This window comes from Nocardioides sp. Z30_9 (assembly GCF_058215735.1).
This window is the reverse complement of the sequence record NZ_JBZAJF010000003.1, coordinates 141,574-161,380: the sequence shown is the minus strand read 5'-3', so window position 1 is coordinate 161,380 and position 19,807 is coordinate 141,574. Positions and strand designations below refer to the sequence as shown.

Genomic DNA, 19,807 nt, shown 5'->3' with positions numbered 1-19,807 from the left:
ACCCCCCAGGGGGGTCCGAAATGTTTGAACCCGGCGCACCTATTAGAGACCTCCACCACGGTCCCTAAATACCGGACACTTCCGGCGTATCCCCCCACCCCCTGCGGAGCAGAGGTGGCGCCACGCCCGACCACCTGCGGGAGTGGCACCACCGTCGTTTGCCCGCTCACGCGGACTCCTTGACCAGAGCCACCCGTGCCGAGGCATCGGTGTCCAGCCGCTGCACAGCTTCCTCTGCCGCTCGCACCGCCCGGTCGTGCTGGGCTTGCCGCTGTTCCAACGCCTCATCCAGAAGCTCGCGCGCATGCGGCCCGTGGGCAGAGTCAGGCCAGTCGGGGTGCTCCTCGCGCAGCGCCTCCGCCACCGCCGCATGGGCTGAGGCCGGAACGGGGGGAAGACCGGGCTTCAGCAAGGCAAGCTCTTGCTCGGCCTCGCGACGATCGTGCAGCTCCTTGACGGGCTGCCAGATGGAGGCGACCAACTGGTAGCTCGAGGGAGTCTTCATCCGGTCTACCGACCCGAACATGCCGGCCAACCTCGCGGCGTCTTCGTGCGTCACGTCGGCAGGATCCAGCGGAAGGCGCTGCAACCACACCAACTCAGCCGGCGTGAGCTCGTCCTGACCGGACTCGCGGCGGTAGCTGACGGCCGTGTGCGTGGTGGCTGGGTGAACGTAGGTCCCCTTGGCCGCCCGAGGCATCTGGCTACACCCCTCCAGGAACTCCAAGCGCTTGGGTGCGTAGGCACCGCTGCGCCTTACGTTGCGCGCCCTCGCGGACGCCTTGCCCTGGGTCATGCCTGTCCATCGGGGGGTCCGGATGAGGTCCAGGATCATCCTCGATCCGGTCATGGCCTTTACGGCGTCCCTTGGATCAGCCATCTCAGGCTCCTTTCGATTCATTCGCCTTGGCCGTGGCCACTGCGATCACTTCGTCGATCTCGGCAACACGAATCCGTGAAGCGCCGCCGAGGCTGATGGGGTGGAACTCGCCCGCCTTGATCTGGCGCTTGAGCGTGCTCACCGAGATCGACAGCAACTGAGCTGCGGTCTCGTAGGTCACAAGGCGAGGGGTCATGACCTCAATCTGCTCGCTTCGCAACCCCGGCGCGAGCGATGAACCCGCCTGACCCCGAGTGACCCCAGAACCCAACTCCTCAAGCAAGCGATCCACCCCTGCGGGCGCGACTCCCCCGTTGATGTGCAGCTCCTTCTTCTTTGCCCGCACGGCATATATGAGGAAGGCGACCGTGTCCCCATCGAGGCGCATCAGCATCGGGCCCGTGCCCGGTCTGGTGGTCATCAGTGGGCCTCACAGTCGCTGCACCGTAGACCGGCCGGCTCTGGCCAGTTGATCGCCTGGTGACGCTGAGGCCCTCCGTGAAGGGCGTCGAGAACGACCGACAGCCGGTGCGTGTAGTCGTGCAATCGGCCAGTCAGGATGACCACCGCCCCACCACGCCTCACTGTGGAGCGGTGGACCCATCCGGGACCATCTCCTCCTCGAGACCGCCGCTCGCCCATCTCGGCACTGGTGGATCCTCCCCCTGGACGCCCCCTCCCCCATGGATGGAGAACGATCCGGGGAGGGTGTTCGCCAGTGCGGGAGAGGCGAGCGGTCGAGCGAAGACGGTGCGCCCGCCACCCGCGTGGCGAGTTGTGATCTGCAGTGACCTCCACGATGCTCCCGCGGTGACTTCCCTGAGCCTGACCACCCCAAGCATTGATGTTGTGCTGGCGATCGTCGGCCTGCTCGTTGCCGCCGTCAGTCTTCAAATGGCCGCGATGCGCACTGGGAATGGCAGGGTTGAGAGTTTCCCCCTCTTGATGCGCCGAGTGATCCCGGGCATCAAGAGGTTGCCTAGCGTGCGCGAGGAGGGGGCGACGGCCACCGAGAATGAGCAGGACGAGATGAACCTCGGCGTCTTGGCGATCGTGCTCATCGCAGCCTTGGCGACCTTCGTCTACGCCATCGTGTCCTTGATCATCTCGCTTGTGGACTAGGCACCCGTACACCTTCGCCGTCACGTCTATGGCCGGGCCATTCCAACCGCAGGCAGCGCGCGGGGGGCGCTTGCACATGCCAGTGGCGGTCACGACGCACTTCAGGACGCTGGCAGCAAGAGACGAGCCCCCGCCCTGGCTCTTCGTTGCTGCCATCGTCGCCTTGGTCCTCACGAGCGGGGGCGACGATGGATGATTGGATTCCGCGCTGGGGGTATCTACGGTCTTGCGCCGAGAGCGGGTCGGGGGTTTCGCCACCTGACGGCGGCGTACTAGAAGAGAAGAGAAGGGCGTGAGCCTGAAACGACTACCGATCAGGTAGTCACTTGAGTTCAAACGACTACCGTGCTCGTAGTCGTTAGGGGGTGAAGTGACCACACCAGCGGTAGTCGTTTGGACATCGGCGCCCATCACTGGACCACCTTGAGAGCTCGGCGACTCTTCGCGATTGAGTGCCGCTTGCAGGCGTCCTCGGGGTTGCCTGGACCACCCGTCATGCGGTGGGCCGGGACGATCAAGCAGAGGGCGCGTGAGCCCTCTGCTAGCAGTCCCCACTCAACCGCTTGCTGGATCGCTCGGTGCACCGTCCTGCGGTCGGCGGGTACGAACGTGCCCTGCTCGTCGAAGTGGCCCAAGTTCTTGGCGATCTCCTCACGACGAAAGTTCGCGTGGCCGTTGGCCCGATGGTTGCCGAACGCCAGGAACGCCACCCGCAGTGGCATGGAGAAGCGCGGGTTGGCTGCATCGTCCTTCCACGGCTGGTGGTAGTGGATTGACCAGTGACCACGATCTCGATCCGGTGCGCTCATACGACCTGGCCCCTCTCGAGCTCGATGACCGCCGCACGGTTCTCGCACGCCTCGATGAGCGCATCCAAGCGCCGGTCGCGCTCCTCGGGCGTTTCCCTCGGGCAACGCCCGAGGAAGTCCCCCTCACGCACACGACAGGCGTCGAAGACCCGAGCCCGGTAGCGCCACTGGCTGGCCCACCCCTGACTGATGCAGTCGCGAATCAGGTCAGTGGCGAACCGAGCCGCCTGCTCGGCCGGCACGGGGCGCGTCACCACAGGCCAGCCTCATCGTTCCCGGCGTCGTCGATACGCGAGGAGCTCGGTGGAGGCGGTGCGGGAGACGGGACGTCTCCCTCGAGCTTCACCTGATACCCGTTGCGCTCCAGGACGGCCACGGCGTCACCGAGACGCCTGCGGTCCAGGCACCATCCCCGTGCGTCGGGTCCATGGACATAGATCGGCCGCATGCGCGCACGACCCAAGCACTCGCGCACCAGGGGCCCAACGATCAGCACCATGTCGCTGTCGACGACCACGAGCGCCGCCGTCTTCATGACGCCGCCAGGATCAGCTCGAGCACGATCTTGCGGCACTCAGGGCCGAGACCGACGCGGACCGAGCGCGCTGCGCGTAGTGGATGCCGGCAGCGCATGCACCGCGCGGAGTGATCTACCGAAGTGTCTCTGATGTGGTCTAGGCTCGTCTCGTCGCCAGTCGTGACACCTTGGGGCCGCTCTTCGCCGGGGCGGCCTCTCTCATGTTCAGGCAGCATCGGGACCGCCCAGCGCCTTGAGCTCCGATTCCGCGGTCTCGGCGGCCGCGGTGAGTTCTTTCGCTTTCCGGCGGGCGCGGGCGCTCATAAGCGCCAACTTCTTGAAGTGCGCCTTACGCAAGTGCGCGGCGCGGACGGGGTCACCGTCTGCTTGCTCGAGGAAGCGCTGGTCCTGCGCCGCCCGGGCGGGAGCCGTTCGCGCGGAACGATCAATCGTGTTGGCCCACGACTGGTGGGCGGCAAGGCTACCTAAGAGCGAACGCTCGGCTTCGGTGATTTCGGACATGATGCACCTCACGAAGAAGGTGCACCGAACGCCCGTTCACTGGTGCGGTGGTCTGGAGACTAATCATCCTGGCCCCGCCGCTCCCCTTGGAGCGGTGTACTACATCACCAACTATAGCGTGTGTGATCCGTAAATCAGCGGAACTTCGCCAGCAGTCGCTTCGGGTCAAGCGCCTCGAAGTCCTCGAGGTGGGTCGGACAACGGACCCACAACGGGACACGACCGGTGGAGAAGGGCAGGTCGATGACATCAAGCAAGTGATGGGCACGACCCTTGCGATCTGCAATCCAACTCAGGTCCCCGGGACCTTTCACCTTCCACTGCTCGAGGTTCTCCAGGGCGTTCCTGAGCAACGCATCGTCGTCGAGCATGGCGCCCTGAAGAAGGTCGCTGAGGTACGAATCCTCAATCCATGGTCGCAACTGCGTCGCATCCGAAGGCGCCCAGGGAAGCTTCGCGACGAAGAAGGTGCCGTACTTGGTGGCGTGAACCTCGGCGACCTTCTGCGTCTTTCCGCCACTGTGCCGCTTCGGGCACCACTTGGTCAGTTTTCGGTACTCATCCGCGCTGTCGTCGTCTAGGAACATTTGTTGTCGCCGCGCCACTTCCGCGACTCGATCTTGCCTCTGACGTACGAGCAGTCGCACTTTCTCAAGATCGGGTTCGCTCACAACTCCCCCAAGTTCAGCTTCTTGGCCTCCTCGGCGGCCCGGGAGGACGCCTGGGCCTTGGTGTAGCGCATCAGCATGTCGGGTCGGGTCCAGCCGGCGACGGCCATCAGGCCGGACTCGGAGCCGCCTGCGGCGAGCCAGCGGTGCGCGGCGGTGTGCCGCAGCTTGTGCGGGTGGAACCCGGAGAGGCCGGCGACCTCGGCGCGTTCCTTCAGCGACTTGTGCAGGGCGTCGTAGGAGAACCGCTTCCCCCGGTCTCCCAGCCACAGGTCAGCGCTCGCGGCGAGGCGGTGTCCGCGGCGCAGCCGGAGGTACCGGTCCAGGGCGAGGGTGGTGTCCGGGCCGATCGGGACGGTGCGGCCCTTGCCGCCCTTGCCACGGCGGATGGTCAGAGTGCCGGCGACCAGGTCGACGTCGTCGACGCCCATGTTGACCACTTCTCCGGCCCGGACCCCGGACTCGAACATGATCCGGACCATCGCCTCGTCGCGGCGGTGGCGCATGGCGACCTTGGGTTCGGCGCCCTTGGGTGGCTGGCACGCCTTGAGCAGGGCGCGCAGCTCGTCATCGCTCAGCGGCTCGACCACCTGCTCATCGAGCTTGGGTGACTTCACCCCCACGAACGGATCGGTGGCGAGCTCGCCCTCCTCGGCCAGCCACGCGGAGAACCGGCGTACAGCGAGCTGGCGGGAGCGGGCGGTGGAGGCGGCGGCGCCGGCCTCGAGCAGGGTGGCCACCCAGAGGTTGAGCGCCGACTTGGTGAACGGCTCGGCGAGGTTCTCGGTGCACCAGGTGAGGTAGAACCGGACTCCGTCGCCGTAGGTCTTCAGCGTCTGCGGACTCTTGCGCTCGGCACGCAGCGCGAGCTGCCAAGAGGTGGCGAGCTGCTCGGCCTCATCGACGGTCAGGGTCATCGCCGGGTTGGCTCCTTGCGCCACCAGCGCTTGAACGACCCGTCGATCAGCATCATCGACACGAAGCAGATCCCGCCGCCGAGCAGGGTCCAGGGAGCGCCCTCGCCCAGGATCGAGAGCACGATCAGGAGCAGTGCCAGCCCACCCACACCCGCGGCCAGGCGCGAACGCCACAGCGGCACGTCTGGGTGTGGTGGGGCCGTCATGACACGCAGTCTACTTTGATATCTGGACTAAGAGCGCTGTGCGGCGTAGCGTGTCCCCCAGAAGAGGCCCTCACAGGCTTCTGACCTGCATGATCAGCCCTCCAGGGCCGAACACCTCAGTCGAGGTAGTCGCGCAGCACCTGGGAACGGCTGGGGTGCCGCAGCTTCGACATCGTCTTGGACTCGATCTGGCGGATCCGCTCGCGGGTCACGCCGTAGACCTTGCCGATCTCGTCGAGCGTCTTGGGCTGGCCGTCGGTGAGCCCGAAGCGCATCGAGACCACGCCGGCCTCACGCTCGGAGAGCGTGTCCAGCACGGCGTGCAGCTGCTCCTGAAGGAGGGTGAACGAGACGGCGTCCGCGGGGACGATCGCCTCGGAGTCCTCGATCAGGTCGCCGAACTCGGAGTCGCCGTCCTCGCCGAGCGGGGTGTGCAGGGAGATCGGCTCGCGGCCGTACTTCTGGACCTCGATGACCTTCTCAGGGGTCATGTCGAGCTCCTTGGCGAGCTCCTCGGGCGTGGGCTCGCGGCCGAGGTCCTGCAGCATCTGCCGCTGGACGCGGGCGAGCTTGTTGATCACCTCGACCATGTGCACGGGGATCCGGATGGTGCGGGCCTGGTCGGCCATCGCGCGGGTGATCGCCTGGCGGATCCACCACGTCGCGTAGGTGGAGAACTTGTAGCCCTTGGTGTAGTCGAACTTCTCGACCGCACGGATCAGGCCGAGGTTGCCCTCCTGGATCAGGTCGAGGAACAGCATCCCGCGGCCGGTGTAGCGCTTGGCCAGCGAGACCACGAGTCGCAGGTTGGCCTCGAGCAGGTGGTTCTTGGCGCGGCGCCCGTCCTCGGAGATCCACTGGAGCTCGTCGAGGATCTTGGGGCTGATCTTGCCGCCCTTGGAGAGCTTCTCCTCGGAGAAGAGGCCGGCCTCGATCCGCTTGGCGAGCTCGACCTCCATCTCCGCGTTCAGCAGCGGGACCTTGCCGATCTGCTTGAGGTAGTCCTTGACCGGGTCGGCGGTCGCACCGGCGACCATGACCTGCTGCTCGGGCTCGTCGGTCTCGTCGGCGGCCGAGACGATGAAGGTGGCGGTCTTCTCGTCTTCCTTGATCGTCGGATCGGCCTTGACGTCCTTCTCGAACTGTTCGTCAGGGAGGTCGAGGAGGATCTTCTTGCCGTCGGGTCCGACAGCGGCCACCTCGGCCTGGATCTGCTCGGCGGTCTTGACCGCTGCCTTCTTGGCGGGGGCTTTCTTGGCGGCCGTCTTCTTGGCGGTCGCGCTTGACGAACTCGAGGACACGAACTACCTCTCGATTGTCGTTCAGGAACTTTTCAGGAAACTGCAGGGGCGCGACAGGACCCGTACCTGTCAACAGCCGCATTCTCATTGTGTCACGACCCCCAAGCCGGGGGCGCGCCGGTCATGTTCCGGCCGCGGCCTTCTTGGCCTTGGCGGCCTTCTTGAAGCTCCGCACGCGCTCCAGGGACGCGGCGTCGACCACGTCTGCGACCGAGCGGTAGCCCTCGAGACTGTAGTCGCCGACCACGGCCTCCCACCCCTGCGGACGTACGCCGACCTGCTTGGCCAGCAGCGCCACGAAGATCTGGGACTTCTGCTTGCCGAACCCCGGGAGCGCGGTCATCCGTTTGAGCAGGTCGCGCCCGTCGGCCGCCTCTGTCCAGATCCGCTCGGCGTGCCCGTCGTACTCCTCCGCCACGACGCGCGCCACCGCCTGGATCCGCTCGGCCATCGAGCCCGGGAACCGGTGCACCGCCGGCGGCTCGGAGCACAGCGAGGCGAACTGCTCGGGCTCCGCGGCCGCGATCTGCGCCGGGTCGAGGTTGCCGAACCGCTCCAGCAGCTTCGCCGGTCCGGCGAAGGCACGCTCCATCGGGAACTGCTGGTCGAGGAGCATCCCGACGAGGAGGGCGAACGGGTCCTCGGTGAGTACCTGGTCGGCGTGCTCGTCGCCGGTGATGTGGATGTCCATGGCGCCATCATGCCAACGCAGCCTGTGGACCTCCCACCAGCCACTGGTGCGAGGGCAGGCGGTGCCCGCGGAGCCCGAGCTCACGGCGGCTCGTCGACTCGTCCCTCGCCTACAGGTAGGTGGTCGTGGGGCCGTTGATGATCGTGACCCCGGCTCCGGCGAAGTTCTCCAGGTCGGCGATCGCGGCCTGTCCCTCCGGTCCCGCGATCGCGGCCTCGAGAGCCTGCTGGTCGTCGAACGCCAGGGCGGCGATGAAGTAGTAGGGAGCGGGAGCGCCGTCCTCGGGCCCGGGGTGGGTGCCGGTGAAGGAGCGGAGCCCGGGGAACGCGAGGCCGAGCTTGGCGTGCGTCTCGGCGTAGTGCCGGTCGAAGGCCTCGGTGTCCTCGGGGTGGTTGTACATCGCGAGCAGGGTGTGGGTCATCACTCTCTCTTTTCTCGGGGGTTCTGCGGGGGCTGGAGAGATGCCGGAAGGGCTGGTCAGGCGGTGGTGCCGGCCCGGCTGAGCAGGTGGGTGCTGAACCAGTCGAGCTGGACCTGGGCGGAGATCTCGAAGCCGTCGACGTACGCGTCGAAGTGGCCCCCCGGGAGGACCACGAGCTTCTTGGGCTCACGCGCTTCGTGGAACCCGTCGATCGCGATCTTGGTGGGCGTCAGCACATCGTTCTCGGCCACGCACATCAGCAGTGGCGTCGGCGCGATCAGCCGCAGGTAGGCACCGGGCTGGTACTCGGAGAACCGCTCCACGCTGCGCAGGGTGCAGGAGTTCACGTAGCTGGGGGCACGCAGCTCGTGGGTACCGATGAACCACCTGTAGGAGTCCGGGGTCGGCAGCGCGGCGGGAGCCATCGGGTCCTCGTTGACGACGTCGATCATGGCCGGCTCGCCGCCACCGAACCGGGAACGGCGGTCCTCGTCGAACCCCGCGCGGGCACCGGCGACGAAGTCGGCACGGACCAGCTGGCGGAAGTTGGCGTCCCCGTCGATGACCGGGACCTGGGCGCTGACGCACTTGACCCGGCGGTCCTGGGCGGCGACGACCAGGACGTGGCCCCCGGAGTAGGAGGAGCCCCAGATCGCGATGCGGTCGGGGTCCGTGCCCTCGAGGGTCTCCGCGAACGTGATCGCGTTGCGGTAATCGTCGATCTGGTGCCACGGGGTGATCTCGCCGCGTGGGGTGCCGTCCGAGGCACCGAGGTTGCGGTTGTCGTAGACCAGGACGTTGAGCCCGTTGGCCGAGAAGTGCTCGGCGTACTTGTCGAGGTACATCTCCTTGACCGCTGCGAAACCGTGGCTCATCACGATGGTCGGCGCGGTGCCGCCACTGGTGGCCCGGTAGTACCAGCCGCGCAGGGTGACGCCGTCGGAGTCGAACTCCACGTCGCTGCGGTGGTCGGGGGTGGCGATGGCCGAGGGGTCGTCCAGGGTGCTGGTCATGTGGGTCCTCCGTGGGTGCGTTCCCAGCAACCTAGGACGTGCCCTCGGTCACAGCCATGCCTGCGAGTGCCGTCCTCATGACGTTGCGTGCCACGGCCCCGAGCCCCCTTGTTGGGCCCCAGGGCCGGACCTATCGTGAGGTGGCAGTGACCACGGTCACGCAGACGGGAGCTCAGATGAACGCACCCAGCGGAGCGGGCCGGGCCTCGAACCGACCCGCGACCCGTCTCGGGCCCGGCGAGCCCGATGAGTGGGACTTCCACGCCCGTTCGCGCGCCGACGCACACGAGGCCTGGTCACGGATGCTGTCCTCGACCCACCTGCCCTGGAGCATCCAGGAGCTCACCGGCGACCCGGACACCTTCGACGCCTCCGTACGGCGACGCCACCTGGCCGACCTGGTCCTGGTGGACTGCTCGTGCGACCCCTCGACCGGCGCCCGGCGCGCCCACGAGATCTCGCAGACCGACGACGAGTACCTAGTCATGCTGATGACGCTCAAGGGACGCGAGGTCGTCGCCCAGGGGCGCGGCGAGTCCCAACTGGAGCCGGGAAGCGTCGTGATCTGGGACTCCGCCCACCCAGCCCGGTTCGCCGTCCAGGAGCCGCTCGTCAAGCGCAGCCTGTTCGTGCCCAAGAGCGCCCTGGCCGAGGTCGGCAGCCGCGGGCTCCTCCAGACCGGGACCGTGCTCGACCGGGCCGCCCCCGCGGTGATGCTGCTCGCGGGCTACCTCGAAGGGCTCTCCCACACCCTCGACCGGCTGCCCCTGGGTGCACTGCCCGCGGCACGCAACGCGACCATCGAGCTGCTCGCCGCCGCCCTCCAGGACCTCCCGCTCAGCTCCACCGACACCTCGACGGCGCTGCGCACCGCCGCCGAGACGTTCATCGCACGCAACCTCGCCGATCCGGCCCTGAGCCCTGCCAAGGTCGCGTCCCGTCTCGGGGTCTCGCTGCGATCCCTGCACCGCGCCTACGAGGGCAGCGCCGAGAGCGTCTCGGGCACCATCCGCATCCGACGCCTCGCCCGTGCCCGCGACGACCTCCTCGCCGGCCGCAGCGTCTCCCAGGTCGCCAGCAGGTGGCGCTACTCCGATGCCAGCCACTTCTCCCGCGCCTTCAAGAGCCACTTCGGGTACAACCCCTCCGACCTGCACCGGCTTGGCCGGGCCCCCGGGTCGGTCTAGCGCCGGCTCGCAACGGAGCCTGTGGAGCGCCCACACCGGCGACTCGCACGAGGGCAGGCTGGGCCCATGGAGCCCGAGGTCGCAGCCGCCGTCCGCCGAGAGCTGCAGGACTTCGTGACCCGTTCCGGCACCCGGCGCACGCTGCCACCGACGTGCCACGTGGGCCACCCGGGCCGTGACCGGGTCTCGATCCCGCAGCTCACCGACGCATCGGTGCCGCTGCGCGCCGACCTGGTCGAGCGGGCGCTGGACGGGCTCGCCGAGCCCGGTGGCGCCTGCGCGTGGCTGACCCGCGGTGGCGGGCTCGAGCGGACCGACGCGGACGCGGAGTGGTTCGCGGCATCCCTGGCCGGGTTCGGGCGCCACGGGCTGGTGCTGCCGGCGTTCTTCGTGCTCAACCGCAGCGGTTGGGTCGACCTGGTCAGCGGTCGGTCGCGGGTGTGGAGCCGGATCCGGAACCGCTCCCCCGTCTCCGGCTGAGGCGCGCGAGGACCAGGAAGACTCACACGGGCCAGGTGTGCACCGGCTCGTTGGCGTGCATCAGCTCCCTGTAGGCCAGCAGGGCCAGCCGCAGTGCCTCCTCGCGGTCGGCGCCGACACGCTCGTGGGCGGCCACCTTCTCGACGAACCACGAGGCGCCGTTGCGGTGCAGCACGCACCGCTGCTCGATGATCGAGAGGACGCGTGAGGCCTCGTCGTGACCGACGCCCCAGCGCGAGAGCCCCTCGTAGGCCAGCGGGAGCAGCCGGCGCAGCACCAGCTCGGTGGCGCTCACCTCACCGATGCCGGGCCAGTAGACGCGTGCGTCGATGCCGTGCTGGGCGGCGACGTGGAAGTTCTCCTCCGCCGCGGAGAACGACATCCGCGACCACAGGGGCCGGTCGTCCTCGGCCAGCGCACGCGTGAGGCCGAAGTAGAACGCCGCGTTGGCCATCGTGTCGACCACGCTCGGACCGGCCGCGAGGACACGGTTCTCCACGCGCAGGTGCGGCACGCCCCCGGAGGTGTCGTAGACCGGCCGGTTCCACCGGTAGATCGTGCCGTTGTGCAGCTTCAGCTCCGAGAGCGCCGGGGTCCCGCCCGACTCCAGCACCTCGAGCGGGTCCTCCGCGTCCGTGATCGGCAGCAGCGCCGGGAAGTAGCGGACGTTCTCCTCGAAGAGGTCGAAGATCGAGGTGATCCAGCGCTCGCCGAACCAGACCCGGGGCCGGACGCCCTGCTCCTTGAGCTCCTCGCCGCGGGTGTCTGTCGCCTGCTCGAACAGCGGGATGCGGGTCTCCTGCCACAGCTGCTTGCCCAGGAGGTACGGCGAGTTGGCGCCCACCGCGAGCTGGATGCCGGCGATCGCCTGGGAGGCGTTCCAGTACGCCGCGAAGTTCTCCGGGCTCACCTGGGTGTGCAGCTGGGTCGAGGTGCAGGCGGCCTCCGGCATGATCGACTCCGAGGTCGTCCGGAGCCGTTCGACGCCCTGGATGTCGATGACCAGGTCCTCCCCACGGGCCCCCAGGATCTGGTCGCTGAGCAGCTTGTAGCGCGGGTTGGGGCTGATCCGCGAGGGACTCAGGTGGCCCTCCTCGAGCGTCGGCAGGATGCCGATCATCACCATGTTGGCGGCGACCTCGTTGGACTTGCCCTCGGCGTGGTTCAGGGCCGAGCGCAGGTCCTCCTCGAAGCCGGAGATCCCGCGTGCCCCGAGCCGTCGTGGCAACACGTTGATCTCGAGGTTGAACTGCGCGAGCTCGGTCTGGAAGTGGGGGCTAGCGATCGCCGCCAGCGCCTCGGCGCTCTTCAGCGAGGGCCTTCCGTCGCCGTCGACGAGGTTGAACTCGATCTCCATCCCGGTCATCGGGTCGTCGACGTCGAAACGCGACTCCCGCAGCATCCGCGCGAACACGTCCAGGCAGCGGCGTACCTTCTCGCGGTGTCGGGTGCGGTCGGCCCGGGTGAACTCCTGCAGCTCGACTTCTTCTCCCATGGCCGAAACAGTAGTGGCCACAGGCGGGTGTCACGAGGCTCGGTCGGCCCGTCCGTGCAGCGGGGTGGATGCAGCGAACACGGTCAGCTCCTCCTGCGGGATCGGGACCCACACGCTCGGCGGCACCGCCCGGGTGAGCACCTCGGCCACGCAGTGCGCCATCGAGTAGTCGGGCTCCACCTCCAGGCACCGGTCGATCGCGCACCAGGCCAGGGCGCCGTCACCGTGCTGCCAGGCGGCGAACGCGAGCAGCGCGGATGCCCCGGGGAGCAGCTCGCGAGGGCTGCGCCGGACCAGCTCGCGCCACAGGTCGACGTGGCCAGCGGAGGTCACCCGGTCGATCTCGGCCCAGGCGACGTCACGGGTGGGGACGAGCGAGGTGAGCACCAGCACCCGGCCGGCATCGCGGGGGTGCAGCGGCTCCCGGTCCGCCAGCCGGGCGCGGATGCGCTGCTGCAGCCACTGCGCCTCGCTGCGCAGGAAGCCGTGCACGGGGTCCGCGGTCTCCTCCGAGGTCGCCACCAGGTCGGTGAACCTCGTCGCGGCCAGCGCCACCGCCACCGCGTCCTCCTCGTCGGTCCCCAGCAGTGAGTCCGCCAGGTCCTCACGGTCGCGGTGGACGACGTGGCCCTCGAAGACCCGCTGCGCGGTGAACGGGTGCGTCTCGAGCTCGTACGCCGTGCCGGGGAGCCCGTCGTCGGGCACCGGGTGCCAGCGACCGTCGTCGACGCGCAGCACCTCGACGACCTCGACCCCCTCGGCGAGCAGCCGGCCCACCAGCAGCAGCGCCATCGCGTGAGCGGCCTCGGCGTCGTCGGTGTAGAGCAGGACAGCGACCCGGCGTGCCTGGTTGGCGACCACGGCCTCGAGGAGCAGGTCGGTCACCTCCTCCTGCTCCCCCGGCTCCAGCGGCAGGTCCACCCGGGCGTGGAAGCCGCCCGCGGGGGGCCCGAACGTGAGCAGGACGACGGAGTCCCGGGGATGGAAGCCCAGGACTCCGGGGACGACGGCGATCAGGTCGGTGGGCGTCCGGGCCACGAAGGTGGGCGGGTCCAGGGGCGACTCGGGTGTGGGGGTCATGCCTGTCACCCTCGGCCGTGCGGGGGACGTGCGCCGAGGCCGTCGATCGGCCTGTGCAGAACCGGTGCAGCAGGCCGGCTGTGGACGGGAGCCGGTCATGGGGCGCGCTCCCTCGTCGGCCGGTCGTGGCACGATCACGACGTGCGTTCCGAGCCGACGATCCTGCACATGGACCTGGATGCGTTCTTCGCCTCCGTGGAGCAGCGGGACAAGCCCTCCCTGCGGGGCAAGCCCGTCGTGGTGGGAGGCGTGGGCGGTCGCGGGGTGGTGGCCACCGCGTCGTACGAGGCCCGGACCTTCGGCGTGCACTCGGCGATGTCGACTGCCGAGGCACGACGGCGCTGCCCGAACGCGGCGTTCTTGTCGGGGCGCTTCCACGCCTACCGCGACACCAGCCGCGCGGTGATGGAGGTGCTGCGCTCGGTCAGCCCGCTGGTGGAGCCGTTGTCGCTCGACGAGGCGTTCGTCGACCTCGAGGCCGCGGACCTGGCGGACCGTTCGATCGCCTCGGTCAGCGCCCTGGCCCGTGACCTCAAGGCCCGCATCCGCGAGGTCACCGGCGGCATCGCGGGATCGGTGGGCATCGGCACCTCCAAGCTCGTCGCCAAGATCGCCAGCGACCTCGACAAGCCGGACGGCCTGGTGGTGGTCGCACCGGGCATGGAGCAGGACCTGCTGCGGCCGATGCAGGTCACGGTGATCCCCGGGGTCGGTCCCGCCACCGCCGAGCGCCTGCGCCGCGTCGGCGTGCACACGGTGGAGGAGCTCGAGCGGCTCACCGAGGAGGAGCTGGTCCGGCTCCTCGGGCGCGCCCACGGCGCCGGCCTCCACGCCCTGGCACGGGCCCGGGACAGCCGCCCGGTGGAGCCCGAGCGCGAGGCGAAGTCGATCAGCGTCGAGGACACCTACGACACCGACCACGTCGACAAGCGGCTGCTCGAGGCGCTTCTCGACCGCCAGGCGGGCAAGGTCGCCGAACGGCTGCGCAAGGCGCGGATCTCCGGTCGCACCGTCTCGATCAAGGTCCGGCTGCACGACTTCTCCACGGTGAGCCGCTCGGCCACCCTCTCCGAGCCCTCCGACGACGTGCGCCAGATTGCCCGGGTCGCCCGCCGCCTGCTCGCCGAGCTGGACACCTCGAGCGGCGTACGGCTGCTGGGGGTCGGCGTCTCCGGGTTCGCGGACTGGATCCAGGAGTACCTCTTCACCGAGGAGGACGACGAGCCCGCTGCCGTCTCCGACGAGGTCACCCTGGCCGCCGTCGCGGCCGCCTCAAGGCATCGCGCCTGGGCACCGGGCATGGACGTGACCCACGAGGAGCACGGCCCCGGCTGGGTGTGGGGTTCGGGCAGGGGCGTGGTCACGGTGCGCTTCGAGACCGCGGACACACCTCCCGGCCGGGTGCTCAGCTTCTCGATCGACGACCCCGCGCTGAAGCCGGTCAGACCACGCGAAGAGTGACCTGCTCCCCCGGCCGCAGCTGGGCGCAGACGGCGAGGTCCTCGAGCGCCACCACGCCGACCACCGGGTACCCGCCGGTGGTGGGATGGTCGTTGAGGAAGACCACTGGCTGTCCGTTGGGCGGCACCTGCACGGCACCCAGCACCATCCCCTCGCTCGGCAGCTCCTCGTCGTCGCGCCTGCGGATCGGCTCCCCCTCCAGGCGCAGCCCGATCCGGTTCGAGTCGCTGCCCACGGCGTACGACGACCCGTCGAGGGCCGCCAGGCTCCCCTCGGTGAACCAGTCCTCACGTGGACCGAGCCGCAGCCGGAGCACGCGCGAGGCCGGCGGCAGCCGCCCGGCGTCGACGGGCACCGGCGTCCCAAGCGGATCCCCCACCGGCAGCTCGTCGCCGGCGGACACCGGCTCGGGTCCCAGGCCCGAGAGCAGGTCCGTGGAGCGCGACCCGAGCACGGCGGGCACCTCGATGCCGCCCGAGACGGCCAGGTAGGCCCGCAGTCCCTCGGTCGGCGCCCCGAGCTCGATCTCGGCCCCGGGAGGCACGGAGACCGCGCTCCCCCACTCGCTCGGACGGCCGGCGACGCTCACCGCGACCCGGGCGCCGGTGACGGCGATGGTCAGGCCCGTCCGGGCCCGGACCCGCAGCTGCCCGGCCAGGCACTCCAGCGTCGCCGCGGACTCGTCGTTGCCCACCAGCCGGTTCGCCAGCCGGTGTGCCGGCTCGTCGAGCGCTCCCGAGCGCGGGACCCCGAGATGCGCCAGGCCGGGACGACCGAGGTCCTGCACGGTCACCTGCGGACCGACGTCGAGCACCTCCATGCACCGTTCAGCTCCCACTGCTGCTCGCCTCCACGAACCGCACCCGGGTGCCGGGCGCGAGCAGGGCCGGAGGATCGCGGTCGAGGTCCCACAGCGGCGCATCGGTGCGTGCGACCAGCTGCCACCCACCCGGCGAGGACCGCGGGTAGACGCCGGTGAAGGCGCCGGCCAGTCCCACCGAGCCCGCCGGGACCCGGGACCTCGGGTCCTCGCGGCGCGGCACGTGCAGTTCCTCGGGCAGGCCGCTGAGGTAGGCGAAGCCGGGAGCGAAGCCGCAGAAGGCAACGACGAACTCGGTCTCGCGGTGCAGCCGGACGACCTCACCGACCTCCATCCCGCAGTGCTCGGCGACCGACTCCAGGTCAGGACCGTCATAGGTCACCGGCAGCTCGACGAGGTCACCGTATGCACCGGCGTCCGGGTCGGGCTGGTCGAGCGACCAGCCGGCGAGCAGCCTGCCGACCTCGCCGGGTTCCCGTACGCCGTCCAGCAGGAGCGTGCTCGCCCCCGGGACGACGTCGGTGCAGCTCAGCTCGCCGTTGTCGCGGCGGCGCAGGACCTCGGCGTACGCCGCGCGTACAGCGTCGGGCCCCTGGCACTGGAGCAGCAACCCGTGGTCACCGAAAGGCCGGACATCCATCTCGAGGATCCTCGCAGAGAAGCCGGCGCCGCCGCAGCCCGCGGGCCGAGGCGACCTCGGACGTAGTCGTGGGGTCCGCGGGAAGTATGAGTTGCCGCGGACCCCACTGGTGGGACGACGTGATGTGACGTCCCGGACCAGCGACCCCACGGGCTTCGGCCGTCCACACCACCGACGGCTCCGACGGGTCTCCTCGCCGGGCTGATCCCACGGTCCTCATCTGGTCCACCGCTGCCCTGACGGGCTCGGTGCCCATTGTTCTACGCGACGGCGGGACGAGCGCACAAGACCCTGACCGCGCGGGAACCCGACATTTCCACCGTGCTGCGGCGTTGCCCACAGGGACTCGGGAGCCCTCCACAGGTTCGCGCCGTTTTCCACAGGTTTTCCCGTGCTCTGTGGAAAACCCGGTCACCCGGACCGTGCTGCTCCCGCCCAGGCAACGAGGCGGTGCCCGGTCCCCTCCAGTGCTGCTCGCACGGCGCCGGCGGTCCGGACCGCACCCGGTGAGTCACCGTGCACGCACAGCGACTGGACTACACCGCGCAGCGCCATCTCGACCGCGTTCCTGGCGACCGCATCGGCCCCCTCCACCAGTGCGCCCGGCTGGTCGCGCGGCACCAGCCGGCCCTCGTCGGTGTACCCCCGGTCCGGGAAGCCCTCCGCCACCACGGTCCGGCCCGCGGCCCGGGCCAGCCGCAGGATCGCCGACCCAGGTAGACCCAGCACCGGCAGGGAGCCACTGCCGCGCAGTACGGCGGCCGCCTGCCCCTCGTCGTCGACCACCCTGTTGTAGAGCGCGCCGTGCGGCTTCAGGTAGGCCACCTCGATGCCACATTCCGCCGCGATCCGGGACAGGACCTCCACCTGTTCGGCCACCCAGGCCGCGAGCAGGTCGCCTTCCACGTCCATCGAACTGCGCCCGAAGTTCTCCTTGTCCAGGTATGAGACCTGGGCTCCCACCACCACCCCGCGCGCAGCGGCGGACTCGCACACCCGGCGCATGGTGTCTTCGTCACCGGCGTGGAACCCGCAGGCGAGGTTGGCGCTGGTGACCACCTCGAGGAGTCCTTCGTCGTCGGTGACGCCCTCCCCGAGGTCGGCGTTGAGGTCGATCCGCATGGCAGAAGTCTGCCCGTTTTCCATCGCCGGGCGTGCGGGGGCCCGAAGGCGTGCCGGGGGCCGCCATCGCTGAGAACTGACTGAGAACTCGCGTACGCCGCAACTTCGCGGGGTACTAGCACGTCTACAAGGGTGAGAGGCGGATTTCGGGCCTCACCCCCGACACGGTCGGGAATCCCGTACCACCGCACTGTGTTGGACCAACAGGACCAGCCGTACCGGTCCACCTGCAGAAAGGGAAAGGCCGCCATGACCACCACCACCACCCGCAACGACCGTGAGATCGAAGGACGCGACAGCGTCGGTCTCTACCTCGACGAGATCGCACGGACACCGTTGCTGGACGCCGCGACCGAGGTCGAGCTCTCCAAGACCATCGAGGCGGGGCTGTTCGCCGCGAAGCTCCTCGAGGAGGGCCGGGTAGGCAGGCGGAAGGGTGGTGCTCCCAAGCTCGCCACCGAGGAAGAGCTCACCTGGTTGGCCGAGGAGGGCGAGCGCGCACTGCAGCGGTTCATCAACGCCAACCTGCGGCTGGTCGTCTCGATCGCCCGCAAGTACGGGCGCAGCCAGATGCCGATGCTCGACCTGATCCAGGAGGGCAACACCGGGCTGATCCGCGCCGTGGAGAAGTTCGACTACGCCAAGGGCTACAAGTTCTCCACCTACGCGACGTGGTGGGTGCGCCAGGCGATCACCCGCGGGATCGCTCAGCAGGCACGCGTGGTGCGGCTGCCGGTGCACGTGGTCGAGGAGCTCAACCAGGTGGGCTCGGCCCGTCGTACCCTCGAGCGCCAGCTGGGCCGGGCACCCGACCCCGAGGAGATCGCGGTCGAGCTCTCCATGGATCCCGAGCGCGTCCTCGACCTGATGGCCTGGGGCCGGGACCACGTCAGCCTCGACACCCCGATCGACGAGGACGGCGACACCTCGCTGGGCGACCTGATCGCCCAGGAGAGCTCGCCCGGTCCGGACCTGACCGTGCTCGACACCGAGTCGCGTGACCGGCTGAGCACGCTGGTCGGGTTGCTCGACGACCGCTCCGCGGACATCGTGCGCTCGCGCTACGGCCTGGTCGACGGACGCCAGCACAAGCTGGCCGACATCGGCGCCCGCCACGGCATCTCGGCCGAACGGGTCCGGCAGCTCGAGCGTGAGGCGATCGCGAAGCTGCGTCGCCTCGCCGATCCCGACCTCGCCGCCTGAGCACAGGCCTCAGACCGCTCGACGGACCGGGCCGGTTTGCTCACCCAGCTGATCCGGGACCCGTCGAGACCACTTCCGCGAAGACCTCCGCGACGCGCGCGCGGAGGTCTTCGCGTGTCCCGCTGTTCTCGATGACGTGGGTCGCGATCGCGCGCCGGTCCTCGCGGGACGCCTGTGCCCGGATCCGGGAGCGGGCGTCCTCCTCCGTCCAGCCCCGGTCGCGCGTCATCCGCTCGACCTGCAGCTCTTCGGGAGCGTCCACCACGATCACGGCGTCGAAGGTCCCGGCGCGACCGCTCTCGGCGAGCAGCGGGATGTCGTGTACGACGACCGCGTCCTCGGGCGCCTGCTCCTCGAGCTCGACGATGCGCTCGAAGACCAGGGGGTGCACGATCGCCTCGAGACGCCTCCGCGCCTGCTCGTCGTTGAAGACCAGCCGACCCATCGCGGGCCGATCCAGCTCACCGTCGGGACCGAGCAGCTCCTCGCCGAACTCCTCGACCACGGCCTGCAGCCCCGGGGTGCCCTTCGCAACGACCTCACGTGCGAGGGCGTCCGCGTCGATGATCACCGCACCGAGCTCGGCGAGAGCGGTGGAGACGGTGCTCTTGCCGGAGGCGATGCCGCCTGTGAGTCCTACGCGTGTGGTCACCGGGCGATCATCGCAGCACGAGTCCGGAGACGTCCCTCGGCCCCGCGGCGCCGGCGCCGGCTGAGGGACTCGGTGCCCGGAACCGGACGAGCGGGTTCAGGAACCGGCATCGGGCTCGTCGGGCTGCTCCCGCCGGAGCCGCCGCTCGAGCTTCGCCTGCTCCTCGCGAGCCCGCTCCAGCTCGGCCTCGCGGTGCCGGCGGCGCTGTTCCTCGGCACGCTCGCGCACCCTGCGCAGGAACGCCTCGTCGTCCTCCGGGCTGGTCGCCGCCGCGCGTCCGGGCCGGTCGTACTCCGGGAACCCCGGCGCGGCGCGCTTCTGCTGTGCTCGCCACGACGCCCCCTGGGGCCGCCCTGCCAGCAGGTAGGCCACCGACCCGGCGAAGGGGAAGAACAACACCAGCAGGATCCACGCGACCTTGGGCAGGTTGCGGACCTCGTCGGCGCTGCGGGAGATCACGTCGACCAGGCAGTAGATGCACAGCGCGAGCGTCACCAGGCCCAGGGCCAGCTCCAACCGGATCATGACCGAGAGTGTGCCGCAGGCGAGACGGGGGCGTCTGCCGTTCGGCGTACACGTCTCGCTCCTCGCACGGCAACC

At 69.5% G+C, this 19,807-nt stretch carries 25 protein-coding genes; 5 read left to right on the top strand and 20 right to left on the bottom strand.

Annotated elements, in window-relative coordinates; genetic code table 11:
- Positions 1-166: 166 nt before the first annotated feature.
- Together AC4BGB_RS19295 and AC4BGB_RS19290 are read right to left on the bottom strand one after the other, a co-directional pair.
- The gene (locus AC4BGB_RS19295) at positions 167-880 is read right to left on the bottom strand and encodes a hypothetical protein (protein WP_490548612.1); all 714 of its coding nucleotides are present in this window, start codon (positions 878-880) and stop codon (positions 167-169) included.
- Position 881: 1 nt separating this feature from the next.
- Positions 882-1,301 carry a helix-turn-helix transcriptional regulator gene (locus AC4BGB_RS19290; RefSeq protein WP_490548611.1) on the bottom strand — a complete coding sequence of 140 codons (420 nt, stop codon included), beginning with the start codon at positions 1,299-1,301 and terminating at the stop codon, positions 882-884.
- A gap of 389 nt (positions 1,302-1,690) precedes the next feature.
- Between AC4BGB_RS19290 and AC4BGB_RS19285 the strand changes: the two genes are divergently transcribed.
- On the top strand, positions 1,691-2,002 hold the full coding sequence (locus AC4BGB_RS19285) for a hypothetical protein (RefSeq protein WP_490548610.1): 312 nt from the start codon (positions 1,691-1,693) through the stop codon (positions 2,000-2,002).
- A 410-nt stretch (positions 2,003-2,412) separates the two neighbouring features.
- Here the strand turns inward: AC4BGB_RS19285 and AC4BGB_RS19280 are convergent, their stop codons facing one another.
- From AC4BGB_RS19280 to AC4BGB_RS19230, 11 genes are all read right to left on the bottom strand, one after another.
- Positions 2,413-2,811, bottom strand: coding sequence for a hypothetical protein (locus AC4BGB_RS19280; protein ID WP_490548609.1), 399 nt, complete (start codon positions 2,809-2,811; stop codon positions 2,413-2,415).
- Positions 2,808-3,065 (bottom strand): hypothetical protein, encoded by a 258-nt coding sequence (locus AC4BGB_RS19275; RefSeq protein WP_490548608.1) that lies wholly within the window; start codon positions 3,063-3,065, stop codon positions 2,808-2,810. The genes AC4BGB_RS19280 and AC4BGB_RS19275 overlap by 4 nt, the downstream gene beginning before the upstream one ends.
- Positions 3,066-3,342: 277 nt before the next feature.
- On the bottom strand, positions 3,343-3,564 hold the full coding sequence (locus AC4BGB_RS19270; RefSeq protein WP_490548607.1) for a DUF6011 domain-containing protein: 222 nt from the start codon (positions 3,562-3,564) through the stop codon (positions 3,343-3,345).
- A complete protein-coding gene (locus tag AC4BGB_RS19265) occupies positions 3,554-3,850 on the bottom strand; it encodes a hypothetical protein (RefSeq protein ID WP_490548606.1) in 297 nt (98 codons plus the stop codon). Before AC4BGB_RS19265 ends, AC4BGB_RS19270 begins: the two co-directional genes overlap by 11 nt.
- Positions 3,851-3,984: 134 nt before the next feature.
- The gene (locus tag AC4BGB_RS19260) at positions 3,985-4,521 is read right to left on the bottom strand and encodes a hypothetical protein (RefSeq protein ID WP_490548605.1); all 537 of its coding nucleotides are present in this window, start codon (positions 4,519-4,521) and stop codon (positions 3,985-3,987) included.
- Positions 4,518-5,435: a tyrosine-type recombinase/integrase gene (locus tag AC4BGB_RS19255; RefSeq protein ID WP_490548604.1), complete on the bottom strand. Its 918-nt coding sequence runs from the start codon at positions 5,433-5,435 to the stop codon at positions 4,518-4,520. Before AC4BGB_RS19255 ends, AC4BGB_RS19260 begins: the two co-directional genes overlap by 4 nt.
- Positions 5,432-5,641: a hypothetical protein gene (locus tag AC4BGB_RS19250; protein WP_490548603.1), complete on the bottom strand. Its 210-nt coding sequence runs from the start codon at positions 5,639-5,641 to the stop codon at positions 5,432-5,434. Before AC4BGB_RS19250 ends, AC4BGB_RS19255 begins: the two co-directional genes overlap by 4 nt.
- 116 nt (positions 5,642-5,757) lie before the next feature.
- Positions 5,758-6,942, bottom strand: a complete 1,185-nt coding sequence (locus AC4BGB_RS19245) for an RNA polymerase sigma factor (protein ID WP_490548602.1) — start codon at positions 6,940-6,942, stop codon at positions 5,758-5,760.
- Between the two features lie 121 nt (positions 6,943-7,063).
- Positions 7,064-7,633: an HhH-GPD-type base excision DNA repair protein gene (locus tag AC4BGB_RS19240; RefSeq protein ID WP_490548601.1), complete on the bottom strand. Its 570-nt coding sequence runs from the start codon at positions 7,631-7,633 to the stop codon at positions 7,064-7,066.
- 109 nt (positions 7,634-7,742) lie between these two features.
- Positions 7,743-8,054 (bottom strand): EthD family reductase, encoded by a 312-nt coding sequence (locus AC4BGB_RS19235; protein ID WP_490548600.1) that lies wholly within the window; start codon positions 8,052-8,054, stop codon positions 7,743-7,745.
- A 56-nt stretch (positions 8,055-8,110) separates the two neighbouring features.
- Positions 8,111-9,067: an alpha/beta hydrolase gene (locus tag AC4BGB_RS19230; RefSeq protein WP_490548599.1), complete on the bottom strand. Its 957-nt coding sequence runs from the start codon at positions 9,065-9,067 to the stop codon at positions 8,111-8,113.
- A gap of 176 nt (positions 9,068-9,243) precedes the next feature.
- On the opposite strand from AC4BGB_RS19230, the gene AC4BGB_RS19225 reads away from it, so the two are divergent.
- Positions 9,244-10,254, top strand: a complete 1,011-nt coding sequence (locus AC4BGB_RS19225; protein ID WP_490548598.1) for an AraC-like ligand-binding domain-containing protein — start codon at positions 9,244-9,246, stop codon at positions 10,252-10,254.
- A gap of 66 nt (positions 10,255-10,320) precedes the next feature.
- Entirely contained in the window at positions 10,321-10,734 is a 414-nt protein-coding gene (locus AC4BGB_RS19220) for a hypothetical protein (protein ID WP_490548597.1), read from the top strand.
- A gap of 22 nt (positions 10,735-10,756) precedes the next feature.
- On the opposite strand, the gene AC4BGB_RS19215 is transcribed toward AC4BGB_RS19220, so the two are convergent.
- Both AC4BGB_RS19215 and AC4BGB_RS19210 read right to left on the bottom strand, forming a co-directional pair.
- Entirely contained in the window at positions 10,757-12,229 is a 1,473-nt protein-coding gene (locus AC4BGB_RS19215) for a glutamate-cysteine ligase family protein (RefSeq protein WP_490548596.1), read from the bottom strand.
- A gap of 30 nt (positions 12,230-12,259) precedes the next feature.
- Entirely contained in the window at positions 12,260-13,309 is a 1,050-nt protein-coding gene (locus AC4BGB_RS19210) for a DUF4192 domain-containing protein (protein ID WP_490548595.1), read from the bottom strand.
- Between the two features lie 141 nt (positions 13,310-13,450).
- Between AC4BGB_RS19210 and AC4BGB_RS19205 the strand changes: the two genes are divergently transcribed.
- On the top strand, positions 13,451-14,770 hold the full coding sequence (locus AC4BGB_RS19205) for a DNA polymerase IV (RefSeq protein WP_490548594.1): 1,320 nt from the start codon (positions 13,451-13,453) through the stop codon (positions 14,768-14,770).
- Here the strand turns inward: AC4BGB_RS19205 and AC4BGB_RS19200 are convergent.
- The 3 genes from AC4BGB_RS19200 to AC4BGB_RS19190 all read right to left on the bottom strand — a co-directional run bounded on the left by AC4BGB_RS19200 (position 14,751) and on the right by AC4BGB_RS19190 (position 17,352).
- Positions 14,751-15,590 carry a 5-oxoprolinase subunit C family protein gene (locus tag AC4BGB_RS19200; protein ID WP_490548593.1) on the bottom strand — a complete coding sequence of 280 codons (840 nt, stop codon included), beginning with the start codon at positions 15,588-15,590 and terminating at the stop codon, positions 14,751-14,753. The two genes, AC4BGB_RS19205 and AC4BGB_RS19200, sit on opposite strands and share 20 nt — an antisense overlap.
- A 7-nt stretch (positions 15,591-15,597) precedes the next feature.
- A complete protein-coding gene (gene pxpB, locus AC4BGB_RS19195) occupies positions 15,598-16,230 on the bottom strand; it encodes a 5-oxoprolinase subunit PxpB (RefSeq protein ID WP_490548592.1) in 633 nt (210 codons plus the stop codon).
- A gap of 411 nt (positions 16,231-16,641) precedes the next feature.
- Positions 16,642-17,352, bottom strand: a complete 711-nt coding sequence (locus tag AC4BGB_RS19190) for a LamB/YcsF family protein (protein ID WP_490548591.1) — start codon at positions 17,350-17,352, stop codon at positions 16,642-16,644.
- Positions 17,353-17,601: 249 nt separating this feature from the next.
- Between AC4BGB_RS19190 and AC4BGB_RS19185 the strand changes: the two genes are divergently transcribed.
- Positions 17,602-18,555: a sigma-70 family RNA polymerase sigma factor gene (locus AC4BGB_RS19185; protein WP_490548590.1), complete on the top strand. Its 954-nt coding sequence runs from the start codon at positions 17,602-17,604 to the stop codon at positions 18,553-18,555.
- 40 nt (positions 18,556-18,595) lie between these two features.
- On the opposite strand, the gene coaE is transcribed toward AC4BGB_RS19185, so the two are convergent.
- Both coaE and AC4BGB_RS19175 read right to left on the bottom strand, forming a co-directional pair.
- The gene (gene coaE / locus AC4BGB_RS19180; RefSeq protein ID WP_490548589.1) at positions 18,596-19,207 is read right to left on the bottom strand and encodes a dephospho-CoA kinase; all 612 of its coding nucleotides are present in this window, start codon (positions 19,205-19,207) and stop codon (positions 18,596-18,598) included.
- A 96-nt stretch (positions 19,208-19,303) separates the two neighbouring features.
- Complete coding sequence (locus AC4BGB_RS19175; protein WP_490548588.1) at positions 19,304-19,732, bottom strand: PLD nuclease N-terminal domain-containing protein; 429 nt, start codon at positions 19,730-19,732, stop codon at positions 19,304-19,306.
- Positions 19,733-19,807: the final 75 nt, after the last annotated feature.

Coding starts and splice junctions, on each gene's coding strand:
- pxpB (WP_490548592.1), bottom strand. CDS start 16,230: ATGGATGTCCGGCCTTTCGGTGACCACGGGTTGCTGCTCCAGTGCCAG.
- AC4BGB_RS19290 (WP_490548611.1), bottom strand. CDS start 1,301: ATGACCACCAGACCGGGCACGGGCCCGATGCTGATGCGCCTCGATGGG.
- AC4BGB_RS19225 (WP_490548598.1), top strand. CDS start 9,244: ATGAACGCACCCAGCGGAGCGGGCCGGGCCTCGAACCGACCCGCGACC.
- AC4BGB_RS19230 (WP_490548599.1), bottom strand. CDS start 9,067: ATGACCAGCACCCTGGACGACCCCTCGGCCATCGCCACCCCCGACCAC.
- AC4BGB_RS19190 (WP_490548591.1), bottom strand. CDS start 17,352: ATGCGGATCGACCTCAACGCCGACCTCGGGGAGGGCGTCACCGACGAC.
- AC4BGB_RS19270 (WP_490548607.1), bottom strand. CDS start 3,564: ATGCTGCCTGAACATGAGAGAGGCCGCCCCGGCGAAGAGCGGCCCCAA.
- AC4BGB_RS19235 (WP_490548600.1), bottom strand. CDS start 8,054: ATGACCCACACCCTGCTCGCGATGTACAACCACCCCGAGGACACCGAG.
- AC4BGB_RS19265 (WP_490548606.1), bottom strand. CDS start 3,850: ATGTCCGAAATCACCGAAGCCGAGCGTTCGCTCTTAGGTAGCCTTGCC.
- AC4BGB_RS19200 (WP_490548593.1), bottom strand. CDS start 15,590: ATGGAGGTGCTCGACGTCGGTCCGCAGGTGACCGTGCAGGACCTCGGT.
- AC4BGB_RS19175 (WP_490548588.1), bottom strand. CDS start 19,732: ATGATCCGGTTGGAGCTGGCCCTGGGCCTGGTGACGCTCGCGCTGTGC.
- AC4BGB_RS19295 (WP_490548612.1), bottom strand. CDS start 880: ATGGCTGATCCAAGGGACGCCGTAAAGGCCATGACCGGATCGAGGATG.
- AC4BGB_RS19240 (WP_490548601.1), bottom strand. CDS start 7,633: ATGGACATCCACATCACCGGCGACGAGCACGCCGACCAGGTACTCACC.
- AC4BGB_RS19210 (WP_490548595.1), bottom strand. CDS start 13,309: ATGACCCCCACACCCGAGTCGCCCCTGGACCCGCCCACCTTCGTGGCC.
- AC4BGB_RS19280 (WP_490548609.1), bottom strand. CDS start 2,811: ATGAGCGCACCGGATCGAGATCGTGGTCACTGGTCAATCCACTACCAC.
- AC4BGB_RS19255 (WP_490548604.1), bottom strand. CDS start 5,435: ATGACCCTGACCGTCGATGAGGCCGAGCAGCTCGCCACCTCTTGGCAG.
- AC4BGB_RS19215 (WP_490548596.1), bottom strand. CDS start 12,229: ATGGGAGAAGAAGTCGAGCTGCAGGAGTTCACCCGGGCCGACCGCACC.
- AC4BGB_RS19250 (WP_490548603.1), bottom strand. CDS start 5,641: ATGACGGCCCCACCACACCCAGACGTGCCGCTGTGGCGTTCGCGCCTG.
- AC4BGB_RS19220 (WP_490548597.1), top strand. CDS start 10,321: ATGGAGCCCGAGGTCGCAGCCGCCGTCCGCCGAGAGCTGCAGGACTTC.
- AC4BGB_RS19185 (WP_490548590.1), top strand. CDS start 17,602: ATGACCACCACCACCACCCGCAACGACCGTGAGATCGAAGGACGCGAC.